Annotated in this window: 21 protein-coding genes, 5 tRNA genes and 4 riboswitches; of the genes, 24 read left to right on the forward strand and 2 right to left on the reverse strand. The window is 37.4% G+C overall.

Going from position 1 to position 19,995, the window contains the following annotated elements; genetic code table 11:
* Position 1: 1 nt before the first annotated feature.
* The 7 genes from PLX19_RS24115 (at position 2) to PLX19_RS24145 (ending at position 3,036) form a co-directional block, all read left to right on the forward strand.
* Positions 2-77 (forward strand) — tRNA-Thr (locus tag PLX19_RS24115).
* Between the two features lie 3 nt (positions 78-80).
* Positions 81-151: transfer RNA gene (locus tag PLX19_RS24120), tRNA-Trp, on the forward strand.
* 10 nt (positions 152-161) lie between these two features.
* A tRNA-Ile gene (locus PLX19_RS24125) sits at positions 162-238 on the forward strand.
* A 3-nt stretch (positions 239-241) separates the two neighbouring features.
* Positions 242-316: transfer RNA gene (locus PLX19_RS24130), tRNA-Asn, on the forward strand.
* Between the two features lies 1 nt (position 317).
* Positions 318-389, forward strand: a tRNA-Glu gene (locus PLX19_RS24135).
* A 765-nt stretch (positions 390-1,154) separates the two neighbouring features.
* On the forward strand, positions 1,155-1,574 hold the full coding sequence (locus PLX19_RS24140) for a CBS domain-containing protein (RefSeq protein ID WP_272191436.1): 420 nt from the start codon (positions 1,155-1,157) through the stop codon (positions 1,572-1,574).
* A gap of 310 nt (positions 1,575-1,884) precedes the next feature.
* Entirely contained in the window at positions 1,885-3,036 is a 1,152-nt protein-coding gene (locus PLX19_RS24145) for a DUF3965 domain-containing protein (protein WP_272191437.1), read from the forward strand.
* Between the two features lie 467 nt (positions 3,037-3,503).
* Here the strand turns inward: PLX19_RS24145 and PLX19_RS24150 are convergent, their stop codons facing one another.
* Both PLX19_RS24150 and PLX19_RS24155 read right to left on the reverse strand, forming a co-directional pair.
* Positions 3,504-3,851 carry a hypothetical protein gene (locus PLX19_RS24150; protein ID WP_272191438.1) on the reverse strand — a complete coding sequence of 116 codons (348 nt, stop codon included), beginning with the start codon at positions 3,849-3,851 and terminating at the stop codon, positions 3,504-3,506.
* Positions 3,852-3,857: 6 nt separating this feature from the next.
* Positions 3,858-5,021 carry an SH3 domain-containing protein gene (locus PLX19_RS24155; protein WP_272191439.1) on the reverse strand — a complete coding sequence of 388 codons (1,164 nt, stop codon included), beginning with the start codon at positions 5,019-5,021 and terminating at the stop codon, positions 3,858-3,860.
* A 428-nt stretch (positions 5,022-5,449) separates the two neighbouring features.
* Positions 5,450-5,558: riboswitch (TPP riboswitch) on the forward strand.
* A gap of 59 nt (positions 5,559-5,617) precedes the next feature.
* Positions 5,618-5,718, forward strand: a riboswitch (TPP riboswitch).
* Between the two features lie 85 nt (positions 5,719-5,803).
* Here PLX19_RS24155 and tenA point away from each other — a divergent pair.
* From tenA to kdpC, 17 genes are all read left to right on the forward strand, one after another.
* Positions 5,804-6,499, forward strand: a complete 696-nt coding sequence (tenA, locus tag PLX19_RS24160) for a thiaminase II (RefSeq protein ID WP_272191440.1) — start codon at positions 5,804-5,806, stop codon at positions 6,497-6,499.
* Positions 6,468-7,211, forward strand: a complete 744-nt coding sequence (locus PLX19_RS24165) for an ABC transporter ATP-binding protein (RefSeq protein WP_272191441.1) — start codon at positions 6,468-6,470, stop codon at positions 7,209-7,211. Before tenA ends, PLX19_RS24165 begins: the two co-directional genes overlap by 32 nt.
* Positions 7,208-7,960 (forward strand): ABC transporter permease, encoded by a 753-nt coding sequence (locus PLX19_RS24170; protein ID WP_272191442.1) that lies wholly within the window; start codon positions 7,208-7,210, stop codon positions 7,958-7,960. The genes PLX19_RS24165 and PLX19_RS24170 overlap by 4 nt, the downstream gene beginning before the upstream one ends.
* Positions 7,957-8,958 (forward strand): ABC transporter substrate-binding protein, encoded by a 1,002-nt coding sequence (locus tag PLX19_RS24175; RefSeq protein WP_272191443.1) that lies wholly within the window; start codon positions 7,957-7,959, stop codon positions 8,956-8,958. The genes PLX19_RS24170 and PLX19_RS24175 overlap by 4 nt, the downstream gene beginning before the upstream one ends.
* 10 nt (positions 8,959-8,968) lie before the next feature.
* Complete coding sequence (gene tenI, locus PLX19_RS24180) at positions 8,969-9,598, forward strand: thiazole tautomerase TenI (RefSeq protein WP_272191444.1); 630 nt, start codon at positions 8,969-8,971, stop codon at positions 9,596-9,598.
* Positions 9,582-10,691: a glycine oxidase ThiO gene (gene thiO, locus PLX19_RS24185; RefSeq protein ID WP_272191445.1), complete on the forward strand. Its 1,110-nt coding sequence runs from the start codon at positions 9,582-9,584 to the stop codon at positions 10,689-10,691. Before tenI ends, thiO begins: the two co-directional genes overlap by 17 nt.
* 151 nt (positions 10,692-10,842) lie before the next feature.
* On the forward strand, positions 10,843-11,046 hold the full coding sequence (gene thiS / locus PLX19_RS24190) for a sulfur carrier protein ThiS (RefSeq protein ID WP_272191446.1): 204 nt from the start codon (positions 10,843-10,845) through the stop codon (positions 11,044-11,046).
* Between the two features lie 2 nt (positions 11,047-11,048).
* Positions 11,049-11,819 carry a thiazole synthase gene (locus PLX19_RS24195; RefSeq protein WP_272191448.1) on the forward strand — a complete coding sequence of 257 codons (771 nt, stop codon included), beginning with the start codon at positions 11,049-11,051 and terminating at the stop codon, positions 11,817-11,819.
* Positions 11,812-12,831 (forward strand): thiazole biosynthesis adenylyltransferase ThiF, encoded by a 1,020-nt coding sequence (locus PLX19_RS24200; RefSeq protein ID WP_272191449.1) that lies wholly within the window; start codon positions 11,812-11,814, stop codon positions 12,829-12,831. The genes PLX19_RS24195 and PLX19_RS24200 overlap by 8 nt, the downstream gene beginning before the upstream one ends.
* Positions 12,832-12,845: 14 nt before the next feature.
* The gene (gene thiD / locus PLX19_RS24205) at positions 12,846-13,658 is read left to right on the forward strand and encodes a bifunctional hydroxymethylpyrimidine kinase/phosphomethylpyrimidine kinase (RefSeq protein ID WP_272191450.1); all 813 of its coding nucleotides are present in this window, start codon (positions 12,846-12,848) and stop codon (positions 13,656-13,658) included.
* A 91-nt stretch (positions 13,659-13,749) separates the two neighbouring features.
* A riboswitch (cyclic di-AMP (ydaO/yuaA leader) is annotated at positions 13,750-13,893 on the forward strand.
* A gap of 93 nt (positions 13,894-13,986) precedes the next feature.
* Positions 13,987-14,388 carry a hypothetical protein gene (locus tag PLX19_RS24210; RefSeq protein WP_272191451.1) on the forward strand — a complete coding sequence of 134 codons (402 nt, stop codon included), beginning with the start codon at positions 13,987-13,989 and terminating at the stop codon, positions 14,386-14,388.
* 29 nt (positions 14,389-14,417) lie between these two features.
* Entirely contained in the window at positions 14,418-14,642 is a 225-nt protein-coding gene (locus PLX19_RS24215; protein WP_272191468.1) for a hypothetical protein, read from the forward strand.
* Positions 14,643-15,135: 493 nt separating this feature from the next.
* A riboswitch (cyclic di-AMP (ydaO/yuaA leader) is annotated at positions 15,136-15,279 on the forward strand.
* Between the two features lie 98 nt (positions 15,280-15,377).
* Positions 15,378-15,482 carry a hypothetical protein gene (locus PLX19_RS24220; RefSeq protein ID WP_272191452.1) on the forward strand — a complete coding sequence of 35 codons (105 nt, stop codon included), beginning with the start codon at positions 15,378-15,380 and terminating at the stop codon, positions 15,480-15,482.
* The gene (kdpF, locus tag PLX19_RS24225; RefSeq protein WP_020062503.1) at positions 15,479-15,559 is read left to right on the forward strand and encodes a K(+)-transporting ATPase subunit F; all 81 of its coding nucleotides are present in this window, start codon (positions 15,479-15,481) and stop codon (positions 15,557-15,559) included. The genes PLX19_RS24220 and kdpF overlap by 4 nt, the downstream gene beginning before the upstream one ends.
* A 19-nt stretch (positions 15,560-15,578) precedes the next feature.
* Positions 15,579-17,246, forward strand: coding sequence for a potassium-transporting ATPase subunit KdpA (gene kdpA, locus PLX19_RS24230; protein WP_272191453.1), 1,668 nt, complete (start codon positions 15,579-15,581; stop codon positions 17,244-17,246).
* A gap of 13 nt (positions 17,247-17,259) precedes the next feature.
* Positions 17,260-19,359 (forward strand): potassium-transporting ATPase subunit KdpB, encoded by a 2,100-nt coding sequence (gene kdpB / locus PLX19_RS24235; RefSeq protein WP_272191454.1) that lies wholly within the window; start codon positions 17,260-17,262, stop codon positions 19,357-19,359.
* Positions 19,360-19,377: 18 nt separating this feature from the next.
* The gene (gene kdpC, locus PLX19_RS24240) at positions 19,378-19,962 is read left to right on the forward strand and encodes a K(+)-transporting ATPase subunit C (protein ID WP_272191455.1); all 585 of its coding nucleotides are present in this window, start codon (positions 19,378-19,380) and stop codon (positions 19,960-19,962) included.
* The last annotated feature ends 33 nt before the right edge of the window (positions 19,963-19,995 follow it).

Below are 19,995 nucleotides of genomic sequence, written 5' to 3' on the forward strand. Positions count from 1 at the left end.
AGCCGGCTTAGCTCAATTGGTAGAGCAACTGACTTGTAATCAGTAGGTTGGGGGTTCAAGTCCTCTAGCCGGCACCACTTAGGGGCATAGTTTAAAGGTAGAACAGAGGTCTCCAAAACCTCCGGTGTGGGTTCGATTCCTACTGCCCCTGTAAGAAATATGGGCCTATAGCTCAGCTGGTTAGAGCGCACGCCTGATAAGCGTGAGGTCGATGGTTCGAGTCCATTTAGGCCCACCATATTCCGCAGTAGCTCAGTGGTAGAGCTATCGGCTGTTAACCGATCGGTCGTAGGTTCGAGTCCTACCTGCGGAGCCATGGCCCGTTGGTCAAGTGGTTAAGACACCGCCCTTTCACGGCGGTAACACGGGTTCGAATCCCGTACGGGTCATTATAAAAAGAGTCAGCATGGTGCTGACTCTTTTTATTTAAAGAAAAATAATATTATAAATTATACCTTCCATATATTATATTTGTTATAACAAATATAATTACTTCTTTGATTAATGATCTCCTTATACATATGTTTATTCGACTACTTTTGGGCAGTAAGAATGAGAAGAGCGAATAAAGAAACCCTACTGATGGTCGTTTCACGTTATTATAACAATAAGTATATTTTTACCATATTATAAAATATTTTATTTTTTATTATAAATAATGAAGGATTTTGTATGATTTTGTGTAATTAGGAAAGAATATAGTGCATTATATTTTAACTAATGGATTATTTTAGTTATACTCAAAATGGAACTATATTAATTCACTTTTAAGTTTGTACAGCGGAATGTTGCATAAATATTTTACGGTATAAAGTATTTCTTTTACTAACCCCGTCCTACTTATACTCTGTATCTTAACGAGTCGTTTTCTTTATGAAGAACGATAAAGTTTATACTTTCCCCCCACAATTCTAATGTTTTTAGAATTGGTCATTGTAGTAGTCAATATCCAATTTATTTTGCATTTTATGGCAAGTAGGTCAACTACCCACCACTTAAACATCTAATTGGGATTTTAGGTTAGATCGCTCTCTACATTTGATAAAGCGTAATTATAAATGAGAGATGGTATCTCATTTATCTTTTAAGAAACTGGCGAATCGAAATGAAGGGGGTTGGAAATGCTAAAGTGTGTAAAGGAGGGTAATATATTTATGACAACTGTTCGAGAATTGATGAGCACGAATATTGTACAATGTACGCCACTAGATAACGTTTATGAAGCAGCGGTGAAAATGAAAGAAGAAGATATAGGAATGATTCCTGTTGTAGAGAATAATCAGGTTATTGGTCTTGTCACAGACCGTGATTTGGTTGTACGGGGAATTGCAGAAAAACATCCAGGTTCCAATCAAATCACAAATATTATGACAACACAAATTATTTCCGTGTCCCCTGATGACGCTATTGAAAAAGCAACAGAATTAATGGCACGTTACCAAATAAGAAGATTGCCAGTAGTTGAACATGGGCAATTTGTTGGAATGCTATCACTTGGTGATTTAGCAACAACTAAATATGCAGATGATCAGGCAGGCGTTGCCTTAAGTGAAATATCAGAGCATACAGACTAAAGGGAAGGGATACTTTTATTCTGTTTGCTAAGGGCAGGAATGCTTCATCTGAAAGCAAAGATGTAGTGAAGGATAAGCTGTCAACATACGCTCCATTCGTTTAATTCATAATCTGTGGGGGGATCTCCCGCAGATTAAATTTATATTTTATGTGAATTACTTTTGAAATTTTTATTAACAACTATTAACATATGAAAATCATGATATACTAATAAATATAAGTATTATATGTTTTTTTGAATATATTAATAATCAGTTTAATAGCATTCAAATATTTTATCATACATATAGAAAATGGGGGGGGAATTATATGACGATTATGCGACCTGGACCTAATTGGAACTTGGTTACGGATGCGTATGCAGAGCCGGAAAATTTTGCGGATTTATTTTCTTTGCTTATACCAAAGTATCCAAAGGGAGAAGGAAAAGAACGAACTATTCTGGCTTGGAAAGAAAAAGAATTTTATAAAAAAGAAAATTTAATTCCTTTTATTTTATATGGAATGAAAAAATTACATGATCTGCCGAAGTTTCATAAAGATGAAATGCCAACTTTGGTTCGAATTATTCGTTTATGTCAAGAAGTAGGATGGTATCAACAAGCTTATGCTTTTATGGTTGCTGAGGGATTAGAGGAATTCGTACAAACATCGTTAGAGTATGAATCATGGGATGTATTTACACAAGTAGTCGCTTGGAATTATTTAATTATAAAACAAAAGGTTACGGAATTAGAGAGTAATGATGAGTTTATTTGGGAAAGAATTAAGTTTAATGTGGAGTGTATTGAAAAGTATAAGCCACTTTTGTCTCATAAAGAAATGATGGAGTTTATGTTTCTGTTTCTTTGTAAACAAGCAAAGGGATTATCAAAAGAGCAGTTAGATGAAAATTTAATGGAGTTGGCAAAATATTGTAATACATATATTTGTGATGTATACACGCAAGATTTATTAAGAAAATATAGAAAATGTACAGATTTCTTAACATATTATGAACCAAGCCGTGCTGTTATAGCATGTCAGCGTGCAGTGATTGCACAAATATCTGATCGTCTGAATCCGTTAAAAACAACTCATATTGATGATTATTTGTTTGTTATAAAAGAGATGATGGAACATATGTCATTTGAGTTTATAACAAAATATGAGAACTTTATAGGGAAATTATTATCATACATTCCATTTTTTGAAATGATTCAAGTTCCACAGCAAATGTATTATTGTGAAGAACTTCTGTATATATGCAAAGGAATCGGTTATAAAGAGGAATTACTACGCAATTATATATTTATACAATTACCAAATTGTTTTCCTTCCTTTATTAAGCAATTTTTAAAGAATAAGCGTTATGCATCAATACATGATATTTTATTTTATTGGTGCAGTGATGAACAACGTATGAATTTAGAACATAAATATAATTTAAGTTTTATTTATGAGCAATATGCATGCGGATAAAGTGAAATTTCTATCAGTGGGGGGCTTCATCCTCCATTGATGGTTAGTTGAACGAATCGGTTTTTTACTGTCTGTTAATGCGGGATAAAATAGACAAGTAGTTTTATAGCAGACTTTTAATTTATGTAAATGCAAATTGAAAAACCGACATAAACATCCCTTTCTTTTTAAGAGAGGACGAGAGCATCTGGTCATACATAGAAGTAGTCATGTTTTATTCTGTATTGCAGCCACTTATATGTTGAAAAATTAAAAGTAGTTTATATATAACGTAAAAAAGGATTCCACATGATGTGGAATCCTTTTTTAATAGTAAAGGCAAAGAGAAATAATTGTAAGAGAAATCATGCTGTACAAAAGAAATTGGCTATTTCTATTATCTTTAATGCCGAAAAAATGATTCATTCTTTCATACGAGTCTAGAAAAGATTTTGTTAGACTCGTATGAAAGAATCGTCGCACTATTTTCAAACTTTCCATGCTTTTTCCTGCTGTTGTTGTTTACGATGTTCTGGGACGTATATATATTGAGATACGATAAGAAGAATAGCCACAAAAAATACTGGAAACATTGCAGAAATATGCAAGCCATTAAAAATTATGTTTGTTATTAAAGAACTTATAATAAATAGGGTAGTATATATGTGCGAAATATGTCGCTTCAGTCGAATTTTGAATATTTCCATAAGCACTTCACAAGTAACAAATGTAATAATAATGCTTAAAGATACAGTGTTTGTGTTGTAAATTAATAAGCAACAAATTAAACCGAAAAACGCTAAATACTCAATAAGTAATGGAATATTACGTGTCATTATGCGTTACCTAACTAAGAAAGGAAGTGGATTTACAGCATTTGTTTTTTCGAAATTCCATTCCCCGTTATGTAATTCAAAATGCAAGTGTTGTCCATATGAATGTCCTGTATTTCCCATATAACCGAGCAATTGACCTGTTGTCACTGTATCTCCTGCTTTGACAGCACGACTTTTCATGTGAGCATATATAGTTGTGTATAAATTCCCGTTTATACGATGGGCAACAAATACAACGTTTCCATAGCTTGTAGAATAATATGATTTTACAACAGTCCCAGATGCGGCAGCTTGGATTGGAACATTTCCTGTTGCTGCAATATCTACGCCGTAGTGCATTTTTCCCCAGCGTACATCAAATTCTGAGCTGATTTTCCCTTGGGCAGGATATTTAAATGCAGCTGGAATAGATGGGGTAGCTTGCTGTTTTGGTTGCTGCTGTTGTTTTTGTCCTTGTACTACATAATGCTGTGCGACATAGCCATATCCTGATCCGTAGCGAATTTTATACCATGTTCCCACACTTTCAACGACTTGTACTTGTGTTCCATTTGGTAAAGAACCGATAATGGCTGCATTTGTTCCTGCTCCGCTACGTACTTTTAATGTTGGAGTGGCAACGTAATAAGAACTTCCGCCTTGTACAGTAATTCCCTTTACTAATGGCTGATCGGCGTTAGATAAAAATTCTTTCTTTACATAGCCGCTTGTTCCATTATGTACAACTTTATACCATCCCTCTTGTTCTTCTTGAACAGTAACAAATTTCCCACTTGGTAATACAGTAATAATTTCAGATTGTGTGTTTGGTTCAGAGCGAACGTTTAATGCATCTGCATTTACGATATATTGATTCTCACCATTTTGTGGCTTTGTTAAAGAAATGGCGTCTTTTTTGACATAACCAGTTTTATTGTGAATGTGAACTTTGTACCATTCATTTGTTGTTTCTAAAATAGTAACGGGAGTGTTACGTGTAATATTGTCAATAACAGGGTCTGTTCCATTCGGGCTATTGTACATTTGTAACGTTTCCGTTTTAACATAACCAATTTTTGCTTTTGCAGTTTGCTCTGCTTCTACAGTATGTACATTAGAGTCTGCCATAGAGGGGAGCATAGAGGCAACTGCTACAGTAGTTGCTGTTAGTGCTGCGACTTTTAAATTCATATATTCATTGACCTCCTTAAGTAATGCATTGTTATAATTTAAATTATAATATGTGGATATTAAGTTTGAAACATATTTATAGATTAAAAACAAACGAAAGCTTTTTCTCTATGTGTAAGTTAAAAACTCTTTTTTTTTTAGAGTGGAGAATTTGGCTGCACATAGAAATGATCAAGGACTTTTTCTACCACATGCAAGGCTTAAAACAAAAGGAGAAAACAAGTAGTGGTTATGATGTATTTTGTATAGCAGCGACTTAAATGTCGAAAAGTGAAAATGGATATATAATAAAAGGATAGCAGATTTATAGCTATTATGGAAATAGCGAAAAGGAATTCGTTTTTTTCTGAACTTACAGATAGGTAGAAGGAGAAATGAAAAGAGTTGCCGATGAGATAGGGTGATGGTATACTGACTATGTTAAATGAATATACTGCTAGGGGAGCTAGTTTTGCTAGCTGAGAGTAAGACCTATAGTCTTTGACCCTTGAACCTGATCTAGATGATGCTAGCGTAGGGAAGCAATTTGGACGATATAAATAACGTCCCCGTTTCTTTATGCATAGAAACGGGGATTTTTTATTGAAAATTTTATAGAACACCACTAGGGGTGCTTAAAAGCTGAGAGAGGTAAAATCCTTAACCCTTATGACCTGATCTAGGTGATGCTAGCGTAGGGAAGTGGAAACAACAAATGAGTTTTTCTTTTGTTTGCTGTGGCCACTTCTTATATAGAAGTGGTTTTTTATTTGGAAACATATATACAGGAAGGGGAAGCGGAGATGACATTTTGTGAAAGATTATTTGAAAAGGTGCAACCTGTTTGGGAGAAGAGTCATAATCATCCATTTGTAACAGGGATGGGAGATGGAACGTTAGAGAAAGATAGATTTCAATATTATATTGTTCAAGATTATTTGTATTTGTTAGATTACGCAAAGTTATATGCAATTGGTGTTGTAAAAGCAACAAATCCAAAAGTAATGGCGAAGTTTGCTGAACAAATCGATGGGATTTTAAATGGAGAAATGATGATTCATAAACAATACGCAAAGCGTTTAGGAATTTCTGTTGAAGAAATGGAATTAGCAAAGCCGTCTGCTATGAATCTAGCATATACAAACTATATGATGTCAGTTTCACAAAACGGTACACTTGCTGAGTTAATTGTAGCATTGCTTCCATGTATGTGGAGTTATTGGGAGATTGGGAAGCGCTTAAATGCTATTCCATCCGCGCGTGATCATGAATTTTTTGGTGAGTGGATTCAAGGATACAGCTCAGAAGAATATGGGAATCTTTGTATATGGTTAATTGATTTATGTAATGAAATTGCAATTGGGAAAACAGAAGAAGAATTAAATCGTTTAGAAGAAATTTTCTTATATTCCAGCCGTTTTGAATACTTATTTTGGGATATGGCATATCGTAAGGAGATGTGGGGTTTTGAGGAACAAAAACATACTACAATTTCATAACGTTTCTTTTCATTATGATGAGAAACCGATTATCAAGAGCCTTAATGCTGTAGTACAAGAAGGAGAATTTATTAGCATTATCGGGCCGAGTGGCTGCGGGAAAAGTACATTGTTTCGGCTTATTACGGGACTTGAGAAAGCGAATGCTGGCACGATTGATGTAATGGGAACAACTCCTGTTGGCTATATGCCGCAAAAAGATATGTTACTCCCGTGGCGAACCATTATTGAAAATGCAGCTTTGCCACTTGAATGTCAAGGCATGAAGAAAAAAGAAGCACACATGAAAGCACAAGAGCTGCTGGAGCAATTTGGACTGCAAGGGTATGAAAAGAAACAGCCAAAAGATTTATCAGGCGGAATGCGGCAACGCGTATCGTTTATTCGGACGTTGTTAACGGGCGGTGACCTCTTACTATTAGATGAACCGTTTAGTGCACTTGATGCATTAACGAAGGCATCTTTGCAAGAATGGTTGTTTGAACAGTGGAAATATTGGCAAAAAACAATTTTGTTTATTACGCATGATGTTGATGAAGCGCTGTATCTTTCTAACCGTATTTTTATCGTAACAGAGCAGCCCATTACATTATTAACTGAGCGGACTGTGCCACTTGGGCAAGAACGGTCTCGAAAAGATTTGCATCACCCAGAAATGCTGGCATTAAAAGATGAACTCATTGGCATGTTGCAAAGACAGGTGCTTGTATGAAGCGAATTGTAGATTATGTTCCGGCCATTATTGTAACGACTATTTTGCTGATTGGCTGGGAAGTAGGAGCACGGATTCTTGATGAAATGTACATTTTACCGTCTCCAAGTGCCATTGTTCAAAAAATATGGGATTTGCGGAATATATTGCTTACGGTGCATTTACCAGCAACGCTCTCTGTTACAGTGATCGGCATTGTTATTTCTATCGTATTAGGTGTTGGGTTAGCAATGTTGATGAGTATGAGTACATTTGCTGAGAAGGCATTTTATCCGCTATTAGTTGCTTCACAGACGATTCCCATTACAGCTTTAGCACCATTATTTGTTTTATGGTTTGGCTATTCGATTTGGAGTAAGGTTGTTGTCACAGTACTGATTACATTCTTTCCCATTACAGTAAATACGTATGATGGCCTTTGTAGTACGAAAAAGGAGTGGGAAGAGCTTTTAATTACATATGGTGCAACAAAAAAAGATGTTTTCTTCAAATTGAAATTACCGTCTGCACTTCCCTATTTTTTCTCAGCTTTAAAGGTGGCTGTGCCGTTTAGCGTGATTGGGGCAGCGATTGGAGAGTGGCTTGGAGCACAAGCAGGACTAGGCTATTTTAGTAAACGAATGATGACACAAATGGATGGTGCGGGTGTGTTTGCACCAATTGTTTTATTGTCATTGCTCGCTATTTTCTTTGTATTACTCGTTTCGATATTTGAGAGAAAATGTATTAGTTGGAGGAAGCATTCATGAAATTAGTAAAGCGCATCTTTGTGTTTACATTGTTAATCGCGATGATTGTTGGGTGTTCTAGCAATTCGGCATCAGAAAAGAAAAAAGGCGAAAAAGAAGTCACTGTCATGCTCGATTGGTATCCAAATGCAGTGCATAGCTTTATTTATGCAGCAATGGAAAAAGGTTATTTTAAAGAAGAAGGTGTGAAGGTAAATATTAAATTTCCTTCTAATCCAACTGATCCATTAACGTTAGCAGCAGCAGGAAAAGTAACTGTTGGATTGTATTATCAGCCTGACGTTGTGATTGCGAGAGCGAATGAACACATTCCAGTGAAATCTATCGGTGCAATTGTTCGTTCCCCTTTAAACCATGTTGTATCGCTAAAATCAGCAGGCATTTCTTCTCCTAAAGATTTGGAAGGAAAAACAGTTGGATATTCAGGGACACCGTTAAGTGAAGAATATTTAAAAACGATGATTAAAGAAGACGGGGGAAATCCAAACAACGTAAAAGTAGTTGATGTTGGTTTTGATTTAGTACCGGCTCTTACTACGAAAAAAGTAGATGCTGTTACAGGGGCATATATTAACCATGAAGTTCCAGTCATGCGTCATGAAGGTTACGAGCCAGCATATTTTAACCCAGCGGATTACGGTGTACCGAACTATCATGAACTGGTATTTGTAACAGGCGATAAAACATTGAAACAGGATAAAGAAACATTACAAGCCTTTTTACGCGGGGCGAAAAAAGGTTATGAATTTATGAAGAAAAATCCAGATGAAGCATTAAACATTTTATTAAATCACCAAGAAAAAGAGAATTTCCCATTGGTTCCAGAAGTTGAAAAAGAGAGTATGAAAATTTTATTAGATAAAATGGAAACGAAAGATGAACCATTTTTATCAGATACAGCAAGTTCGTGGGAAAAACAAAACAAGTGGTTAAAAGAAAAAGGAATGGCAAAAGAAATTGTTCCGGCAAACGAGTTGTTTGAAAATATTTTAAAGTAGGCGAATGGATATGAAAGCTGAGCTTCATGTTATATCAAATGGTCGTATGTCATTTGAAGAGTTAGCGCATATAGCAACTGATATTGAAAGTGAAATAGATTATTTGCACATTCGTGAGCGAGAGAAAAGTACGAAAGAGTTATATGAAGGTGTGGAGAAGCTCTTATATAAAGGATTTCCTTCTTCTAAACTTGTCATCAATGATCGGATTGATATTGCAATTTTATTAAATATTAGACGTGTACAACTTGGGTATAGCAGCGTGGATGTAAAATCTGTTAAAGAAAAATTTTCTTATTTGCATGTTGGTTACTCCGTTCATTCATTTGAAGAAGCTGTATCGGCTTTTAAAAATGGTGCAGATTCCCTTCTGTATGGGCATTTGTTTCAAACAAACTCTAAAAAGGGAGTGCCGCCAAGAGGGTTAGAAGGGATTACCGAAATAGCAGAACGTTTAACAATCCCAATTACCGCTATTGGAGGGATTACTCCTCATAATACAGCAGAAGCGCTCGGCACCGGGGCTGCTGGTATTGCAATAATGTCTGGAATTTTAAGTGCCGTAAAACCGAATGAGCAGGCAAAGTTATATAAGGAAACGATACGAAAGTGGGCGAGAACTCATGAGAATAATATATGATGTTGCCATCGTTGGCGGCGGTGTAATCGGAAGTTCGGTTGCACATTTTCTTGCTGAAAGAGGTTATAAAGTTGCCATCATTGAAAAACAAAAGATTGCTTCTGAAGCCTCTAAAGCAGCCGCCGGATTATTAGGTGTACAGGCGGAATGGGATGAATACGATCCGCTGTTTGAATTAGGTAGGAAAAGTCGCGCGATGTTTCCTAAACTTGCAAGTCTATTACGTGATAAAACCGGAATTGATATCGGATATGAAGAAAAAGGGATTTACCGTATTGCTCAAAATGAAGAAGAGAGTGTCCGGCTTCTTCATATTATGAAATGGCAGCAGCAAACAGGAGAAGAGTCCTATTTTATCTCAGGAGAAGAATTGCGGGGAAAAGAGCCCTATTTATCTACTTCTATTATTGGAGCAGTCTATCACCCAAAAGATGGTCATGTGATTGCCCCAGAGCTGACGAAAGCATTCGCTCATTCTGCTGCATTATCTGGAGCCGATATATATGAAGAAACTGAAGTGTTTGATATTCAAATGAACGATAATCGCGTAACAGGATTACTGACAACAGAAGGAGCGATTTTATGTGAAAACGTAGTAATTGCTGGAGGTTCGTGGAGTACAAAACTATTAAAATATTTTCACCATGAATGGGGCACATATCCTGTTAAAGGTGAAGTCGTTGCAGTGCGCAGTCGTAAGCCGTTATTACAAGCACCTATTTTTCAAGAGCGATTTTATATCGCACCGAAGCGCGGTGGGCGTTATGTCATTGGGGCAACAATGAAGCCTCATACATATAACAAGGCGGTGCGTCCTGAAAGCATTACTTCTATATTAGAACGTGCATATAGTATCCTCCCGGCGCTAAAGGAAGCAGAATGGGAAGGGGCATGGGCAGGATTACGTCCGCAATCGAATCATAGTATGCCGTATATCGGTAAGCATGAAGAAATTACTGGTTTATATGCTTGTACAGGTCACTATCGAAATGGAATCTTATTAAGTCCAGTATCAGGACAGTATATGGCAGATCTAATAGAAGGAAAGCAAAGTAATGGTTTACTAGATTCGCTGCTTTCACAATCTAGGTAAAATAAGACCTACACTTGTTTTCTCTTTTTGTTTTATTAACGGACGTGGCAGAAAAAAGCCATGACTGCTTCTATGTATGGCCAGTTCCTCTCGCCCACTTTAAAAAGAACGAGTTTTATGTTTGTTATATATTTTGTAAGGAGATGAAAGCTTGAACTTAAAAATTAACGGTAGACAAGTTGACGTGCCAGGTGAGATTAAGACGGTAGCGGACTTACTTATTCATTTAGGACTAGAGACGAAAATTGTTGTAGTAGAACGCAATCAAGATATTTTGCAAAAAGAGAATCATCAAGATACATCTGTTTTTGAGGGAGATCAAATTGAAATTGTCACATTCGTAGGAGGCGGTTGATTATGTTGAAAATTGGACCATTTACTTTCCAGTCTAGATTGTTATTAGGAACAGGGAAATTTTCGGATTTTGATGTGCAAAAGAAAGCGATTGAAGTATCAGAAGCAGAAATTTTAACGTTTGCAGTGCGTCGGATGGACATTTTTGATGCAGAGCAGCCCAATTTACTAGAAAAAATTGATGTAACAAAGTATACCCTTCTTCCAAATACAGCAGGGGCAAAAACAGCAGAAGAGGCAGTGCGTATTGCAAAGCTAGCAAAAGCATCGGGTTTATGCGACATGATTAAGGTAGAAGTAATTGGTGATGATAAAACGTTATTACCAGACCCAGTTGAAACGTTAAAAGCGTCAGAAATGTTATTAAAAGAAGGGTTTATCGTTTTGCCGTATACGTCTGATGATGTTGTATTAGCACGTAAATTACAAGAGTTAGGCGTCCATGCGATCATGCCTGGTGCATCGCCAATTGGCTCTGGTCTTGGGATTGTAAACCCATTACATTTAAGCTTTATTATAGAGCAAGCGACTGTTCCCGTTATTGTTGATGCGGGCATTGGTAGTCCAGCTGACGCAGCGTTTGCGCTGGAATTAGGTGCAGAAGGAGTGTTATTAAATACAGCTGTTTCCGGGGCAAAAGATCCTGTGAAAATGGCAGAAGCAATGAAGCTTAGTATTCAGGCAGGAAGATTAGGTTTTGAAGCAGGACGTATTGCACGTAAGCGTTGTGCGACTGCAAGCAGCCCGTTAGAAGGAATGAGCGTTCTTGAATAGCCGATATTCCCGTCAAATGTTGTTCTCTCCAATTGGGGAAGAAGGACAGAACAAAATAAGAGAAAAACATGTACTTATAATTGGTGCAGGAGCGCTTGGTAGTGCAAATGCAGAGATGCTCGTTCGCGCTGGAATTGGCAAAGTAACGATTGTTGACCGTGATTACATTGACTGGAGTAATCTGCAGCGCCAACAGTTATATTGTGAGGCTGATGTAGAAAATCATTTACCAAAAGCAGTGGCAGCTAGACGGCGTTTACAAGCCATTAATAGTGATGTAGTTGTAGAAACTTATGTGCAAGATGTAACAGCAGAAGAACTAGAAGAACTTGTCACAGGTGTAGATCTCATCATCGATGCAACAGATAACTTTGAGACGCGTTTTATTGTAAATGATGTATCGCAAAAGTATTCAATTCCGTGGATTTACGGAGCTTGTGTTGGTAGTTACGGTCTTTCTTATACAATTTTACCAGGAAAGACGCCGTGCCTATCTTGTTTATTGCGATCGATTCCCCTTGGCGGAGCGACATGTGATACAGCAGGAATTATTTCGCCTGCTGTATCCATTGTTGTATCACATCAAGTTACGGAAGCATTAAAGATTTTAGTAGAAGATTATGAGGCACTACGTGATGGGCTTGTGTCATTTGATGTATGGAAAAATGAATATTCATGCATGAACGTACAAAAATTGCGAAACGAGCACTGCCTATCATGCGGGGAGGAAGCTATTTATCCGTATTTAAGTAAGGAGAATACTTCCAGGGCAGCTGTTTTATGTGGCAGAAATACAGTACAAATTCGTCCGCCGCATAAAGAGCAGCTTCATTTGTCTATGTATAAAAATTTGCTACAAAATCGGGTAACGGATTTAACAGTGAATCCGTATTTATTATCGTTTTCTGTTGAGAATAAACGGTTAGTAGCATTTCAAGACGGCCGTGTGCTTGTGCATGGGACAAAGGATATAGCGGAAGCAAAAACGATTTATCATCGTTACTTTGGTTAAAAAGGGTGAGGGAAATGAAAGTGAATAAAGCATTAACGATTGCTGGCTCTGATAGCGGCGGCGGTGCGGGAATTCAAGCAGATTTAAAAACATTTCAAGAGCTGGATGTGTACGGAATGACAGCCATTACAGCGATTACGGCTCAAAATACGCTTGGTGTACAAGGGGTGTATCCAGTTCCTGTAGAAGGAATTGAAAAGCAGTTACATTCTATCGGTGTTGATTTAACGCCAGATGCAGTAAAACTTGGAATGTTATTTAGTAGTGAAATTATTAGAGTCGTAGCTGAAAACATTAAATCATTTTCATGGAATAATATTGTGTTAGATCCTGTTATGATTGCCAAAGGCGGCGCATCGTTATTACAACAAGAAGCCGTTTTGGCATTAATAGAACATTTGCTGCCGCTTGCGACGGTAATTACACCAAATGTTCCTGAAGCAGAAGTATTAACAGGAATGCAGATTCATACAATTGAAGACAGTAAAGAAGCTGCGAAAATACTGCATGGTTTAGGGGCGAAGTTTGTTGTGATGAAAGGCGGACATGCAGCGTATCAAGGGAATGAAGTAATTGACTTATTGTTTGATGGAAATGTGTTTATGGAGTATAGAAGTAAACGGATTGCGTCTATTCAAACACATGGAAGTGGTTGTACATTTGCCGCAGCTGTAACAGCAGGACTAGCGAAAGGTTATGAAATTGCTGCCGCAGTTCGTGAAGCAAAGAGCTTTATTAGTATAGCAATTGAAGATGAGCTGAACATTGGCAGTGGTCATGGACCAACGAATCATTTTGCGTATGGACGTAGAAATGTACGTGTATAAATATGTATTTTAAAAAAAGCCAGTTAAAAAAATTGGCTTTTTTTATGTTTACTTTTTCCAAATTTAGGAGTAGTATATCAGCCAGAATCTATTTTTTTGATCGCTGAATCCAAAATTTGGAGCGGAGGAACCAATTTTGTGCATTGTCACTTGGGGTGAATCCTTTTTGAAGGTAGGGCTACTCTCAAAGCCCAAATCCGACAGCTAACTCCGTAAGCGTGTTGAGAGAGGATGGTGCAAGTGAATACATCAATTCATCGGTCCGACTAGCATGAGAGAATTTTGATTTATATTTAAAAATTCTTTTATGTGAAGGAGGATGCAGTGCATGGATGAAGAAAAAGAGTACACGCTTATTTGTGTAGGAGAAGCTGCCAAAGTAAAGAGTTTGAAAGATTTAGTGCCTTTTCAAAGTGAAATGGTCATTTTTACAGCGAGTGAATATGTCACAAGTGAAGTGAAAGCATGTGGGTTTCAGCAAACATATTGCTGTCCGGATAATCCGAGCATGATTGTGAAAATATGCAAAGGAGTTAAAAAAGCGATTTTGCTAGGAGATGAATTATCCACAATTAGCTTTTTCGCCGAACGTATTCGCTCTTCTTTTACGGTGCCTATTACAGTTGTCACGCGAAATAAACAATATCCAAAGCACCTCTATGAAACGCTTGGAATCCAATTAGTGGTGTTTACAACTTGTGATAATATTTCGTTTTTGACTTTAGAGTAGGGGCGGAGGAATCGGATATGAAAGAAGCGATGAAAGTATTACTTTGCCGTGATTTAGCAAGACGGTGGGCACTTTCGTTAGAACGAGTATATGAATTAGCAGAACTTGATCCATTCTTTCCGAAACCACATGTGACTCTTCCGCCAGAAGATATCTGTCTATATTTAGAACAAGACATTATCGAATATGAGAAGCAACATGCAGAATTGGTGCAAGTATGTATTCGAGGTCGTAACTTACGGTCTTTTTTATGATTTAGATGAATTAGAAGGTTAGTTAAAACCGCCTTTCTTTTTAGGGAGGGCGAGAGGCCCTGGCCGTGCATAGAAGCGGTCAGGGCCTTTTTGTGCCACGAGCGAGGTGTAAAACAGAGGGAGAAAGCCAAGTAGCGGATCTTATTGTATTCAGCGTGGCAGAGACTTGTATGTTGAAAAAACTTCATTCTTTTTAGAAAGAGTCCCTGGCCGTGCATAGGTCAGGGGCTTTTTTGTCATAAAACAAAGAGAGGAAAGCGGATTATGTTGTATTTAGCTTAGAGACAATCTTCTTTTTTCATTTGCAAAGGAACGTATACATAATGAAAAAGGAAGAAAATAAAAGAAAATAGATGATAAAGATGTATATGCCCTTAATGTAAGCGTTTAAAAGGCCTTATATTTTTATATTTTCGTTATTTTCCCTCTTTACAAGTGAAATGTAGAGGAGTATATTTACATTCATAAATTGTTCATAAAATTTCCAAAAAACAACCTGATATCGCTGAGTCCAGAAATGGAGCGGGGGAACCAATTTTGTGCATTGTCACTTGGGGTGAATCTTTCATGATGAAAGTAGGGCTACTCTTTAGGCCCGAATCCGACAGCTAACCTCGTAAGCGTTTGGAGAGGAGGTTTACTTTTGTGTTGTTCATTTTCGAACACTGAGTAGATCCTCAGTGTTCTTTTTTATGCTTTTAATGGTAAAATTTTACATTTAGTGAGGGATGAAGAATGTTAGATATCGCTATGATCGGAATTTTAATTGTGTTAGTTGGATCAATGGTCGGTCTTGCAAGATGGTCGGATAACGTTGTGAAAGAAGGGAAGAAACAATGAGTATTGCAGTATCCATTATTGTTGGCTTACTTACTGTGTACTTAGTTTATGCGCTATTAAATCCAGAAAAGTTTTAATTAGGGGGAAAGGTTTATTATGATTTGGATTGCCGTTTTGGTCACAATGTTATTATTTGTTCTTGTTGCAAAGCCAACCGGAATTTATTTAGAGAAGGCGTTTCAAGGGAATAGCAAATTGGATAAAGTGTTCGGTCCCTTTGAAAATATTATTTTTAAAATTTCGGGTATCAAACCTTATAACCAGAGTTGGAAACAATATGCATTATCATTAGTTGCGCTCAACGGATTTATGATTGTTGTTGTCTATTTTATACTTCGCCTGCAAGGTGTATTGCCATTAAATCCAGCTCATGTTGAGGGAATGGAGCCTACACTAGCTTTTAATACAGCGATTAGTTTTATGGCAGATACAAATTTACAGCATTACAGCGGTGAGAATGGTGTTTCGTACTTATCACAATTAATCGGAATTACGTTTTTAATGTTTACAGCACCAGCAACAACATTAGCGATTGTAATGGCTTTTATAAGAGGTTTAGCTGGGAAAGAACTTGGAAATTTCTTCGTAGATTTTACACGTGCTTTAACGAGAGTTTTTCTTCCAATTGCATTTATAGCAGCATTGATCTTCGTTGCGCTTGGTGTACCGCAAACGTTAGAAGGAGCGGTTACAGCTCATACAATTGAAGGCGTGAAACAAAGTATATTACGTGGTCCAGTTGCTTCTTTCGTTTCGATTAAGGAATTAGGGAACAACGGCGGAGGATTTTTCGGGGCAAACTCAACGCATCCATTTGAAAACCCAGGTCAAATCAGTAACATTTTACAAATGATGCTTATGATGCTGTTACCAACGGCCTTGCCATTCACATACGGAAGAATGGTCGGGAATAAAAAACAAGGACGTGTTCTTTTCGTTTCTTTATTCATTGTATTTTTAATGGGATTTACAACAATTGTAACGTCAGAGTTACATGGAAACCCAGCGTTAAATGAAATGGGAATGCAGCATACTCAAGGCAGCGTAGAAGGAAAAGAAGTTCGCTTTGGAACCGTATTTTCTTCACTATACGCAACAGTAACAACGGCAGCGGAAACAGGTGCTGTTGATACAATGCATGATACGTTGACACCAATTGGAGGGCTCGTACCACTTGTAAATATGATGTTAAATACAGTATACGGCGGGGTTGGTGCAGGATTTATCAATATTATTATGTACGCAATCATCGCGGTCTTTATATCGGGATTAATGGTGGGACGTACACCAGAATTTTTAGGGAAGAAGATTGAAGGAAAGGAAATGAAATTAATTGCGGTAACAATACTATTTCATCCTTTACTGATTTTAGGGTTTTCAGCATTGGCTCTTTCCACTCATCTCGGAACAGATGCTATTTCAAACTCCGGTTTTCACGGTTTGACACAAGTTGTATATGAATATACTTCTTCGGCAGCGAATAACGGTTCCGGTTTTGAAGGTTTAGGAGACAATACAGCGTTTTGGAATATTACAACTGGTATCGTGATGTTCTTAGGGCGTTACTTTAGCTTAATTACAATGCTTGCTGTAGCGGCTTCATTAAAAGAGAAAACAGTAGTACCAGAAACAATTGGAACATTCCGAACAGATAATGGTTTATTTGGAGGCATTTTCATTGGAACAATTGTAATTGTTGGGGCGTTAACATTCTTCCCGATGTTAGTGTTAGGACCAATTGCAGAATTTCTTACATTGAAGTAATGGAGGGTACATGATGAAACCTGTAGTGGTAAAAGATAAACAACCGAATCAATCGATTGTATCACCAAAAACGGAAGTCGAAAATGAAGTAAGACAAGCAAAAACGATGGATCGTGACATTATTACAAATGCGATAAAAGAAGCTTTTGCGAAATTGAATCCACGAGTGATGGTAAAAAATCCGATTATGTTCGTGGTGGAAATTGGATTTTTTCTAACATTAATTTTATCATTTTTACCTAATGGATCTAGTAGTATCCCAGGGTGGTTCAATATAACGGTTTCTCTTATTCTCTTATTCACCGTTTTGTTTGCTAATTTTGCAGAAGCATTAGCAGAAGGGCGCGGGAAAGCGCAAGCTGATTCTTTAAAGCAATCGAAAAAAGATGTATTCGCAAATGTAATAAAAGAGAATGGAAGTGTTGCTAGAGTTTCAGCAACTGAACTGAAAAAAGGCGATGTTGTTCTTGTAAAACAAGGTGAAATGATTCCTAGTGACGGAGAGGTCATTCGCGGCTTAGCATCTGTTGATGAATCAGCGATTACAGGGGAATCGGCACCAGTTATGAAAGAAGCTGGCGGTGATTTTTGCTCCGTTACAGGCGGTACAATGGTGGTAAGTGATGAAATTACAATTCGAATTACAAGTAATCCTGGTGAATCCTTCTTAGACAAAATGATTTCTTTAGTAGAAGGGGCATCTCGTCAAAAAACACCAAATGAAATTGCGCTTAATACGGTCTTAATGAGTTTAACACTTATTTTCTTAATTGTTGTTGTGACATTACCAATCTTTACGAATTATCTCGGTTTCCAAATTGATACAGCTATACTCGTTGCGCTTCTTGTTTGTTTAATTCCAACAACAATTGGTGGTTTGTTATCGGCAATTGGGATTGCTGGTATGGACCGTGTAACGAAGTTTAACGTATTAGCAATGAGTGGTAAAGCAGTAGAAGCAGCTGGTGATATTAACACAATTATTTTAGATAAAACAGGTACAATTACATTCGGTAATCGTATGGCACATACGCTTTTACCAGTAGGAAATGAAACACTTGAACAAGTGGCAAAATGGGCAGCGCTTAGCTCTGTGTTAGATGAGACGCCAGAAGGACGTTCAGTTATTGAATATGTACAATCAAAAGCATTCTCTTATAACGGTACACTTGCTGAGCAAGGTGAGTTTGTTCCATTTAAAGCAGAGACACGGATGAGCGGCGTTGACTTAGTAGATGGTACAAAAATACGAAAAGGTGCAGTTGGTGCTGTCATTGAATGGGTACAATCGCAAGGCGGCATAGTTCCGAAAGATTTAAATCAAAAAGCGGATTTAATTGCCAAAGAAGGCGGTACACCGCTTGCAGTTGCAGCGAATAATCGTATTTACGGATTAATTTATTTAAAAGATACTGTAAAACCGGGTATGCGTGAACGATTTGAACAGCTTCGTCAAATGGGGATTAAAACAGTAATGTGTACAGGTGATAACCCACTTACTGCCGCAACGATTGCGAAAGAAGCAGGCGTGGATGAATTTGTGGCAGAATGTAAACCAGAAGATAAAATTGCGGTTATTAAAGCAGAGCAAGACAAAGGAAAACTTGTTGCGATGACAGGTGATGGTACAAATGATGCACCAGCTTTAGCACAAGCAGATGTTGGTCTGGCGATGAATAGTGGTACAGCAGCAGCGAAAGAAGCAGCAAATATGATTGACTTAGATTCAAACCCAACGAAAATTATTGAGGTTGTAGGGATTGGTAAGCAGTTATTAATGACACGCGGTGCGCTAACAACATTTAGTATCGCAAATGATATTGCGAAATACTTTGCGATTATCCCAGCGATGTTTACATTGGCAATTCCGCAAATGGAAGCTCTGAACGTGATGAAATTACATTCACCGCTATCAGCGATTTTATCAGCGCTTATCTTTAACGCGATTATTATCCCGATGCTTATTCCGTTAGCGATGAAAGGGATTGCTTATAAACCGATGAGCTCTAATGCATTGTTAGGACGTAACCTATTTATTTACGGACTTGGTGGAGTGATTGTTCCGTTTGTCGGTATTAAGCTGATTGACATGATGGTTGGATTGTTCATTTAAAGAAAAGGGGAAATGAAAATGTTTGAAAAACAAAAGATACTTTCACCTGTCATTCGTGTAACCTTTACATTTCTTGTTATATGCGGGCTTATCTATCCACTGCTAGTTACAGGAGTTGCACAAGCATTTATGAAAGATAATGCAGATGGAAGCCTTATCTATAATGACAAAAATGAAGTTATTGGTTCGAAATTAATTGGTCAAAATTTTACAGATCCACGTTATTTTCATGGACGTGTCTCTAGTATAGAATATAAAGCAGAAGCATCTGGCTCTAATAACTATGCACCGTCTAATCCAGACTTAGTAAAACGTGTAGAAGAGAGTGTGGAAAATTGGAAGAAGGAAAATAGGACAGTTCCTGTTACAGAAGTTCCGATGGATTTAGTAACGAATTCAGGTTCAGGGTTAGACCCAGACATTAGTCCACAAGCGGCTTATGTACAAGTAGATCGTATCTCTAAAGTAACGAATATTCCGAAAGAAAAAATTAATAAGCTGATTGAATCACAAACAGAAGGGCAAGCACTTGGATTGTTCGGTGAAGATCGCGTCAACGTGTTGAAGTTAAATGTAGAATTACAAAAAATGATGAAATCATAACAATACTACCTCAATCGCTTAGATTGAGGTAGT

The organism is Bacillus sp. BP-3 (assembly GCF_028401955.1).
GTDB lineage: Bacteria > Bacillota > Bacilli > Bacillales > Bacillaceae_G > Bacillus_A.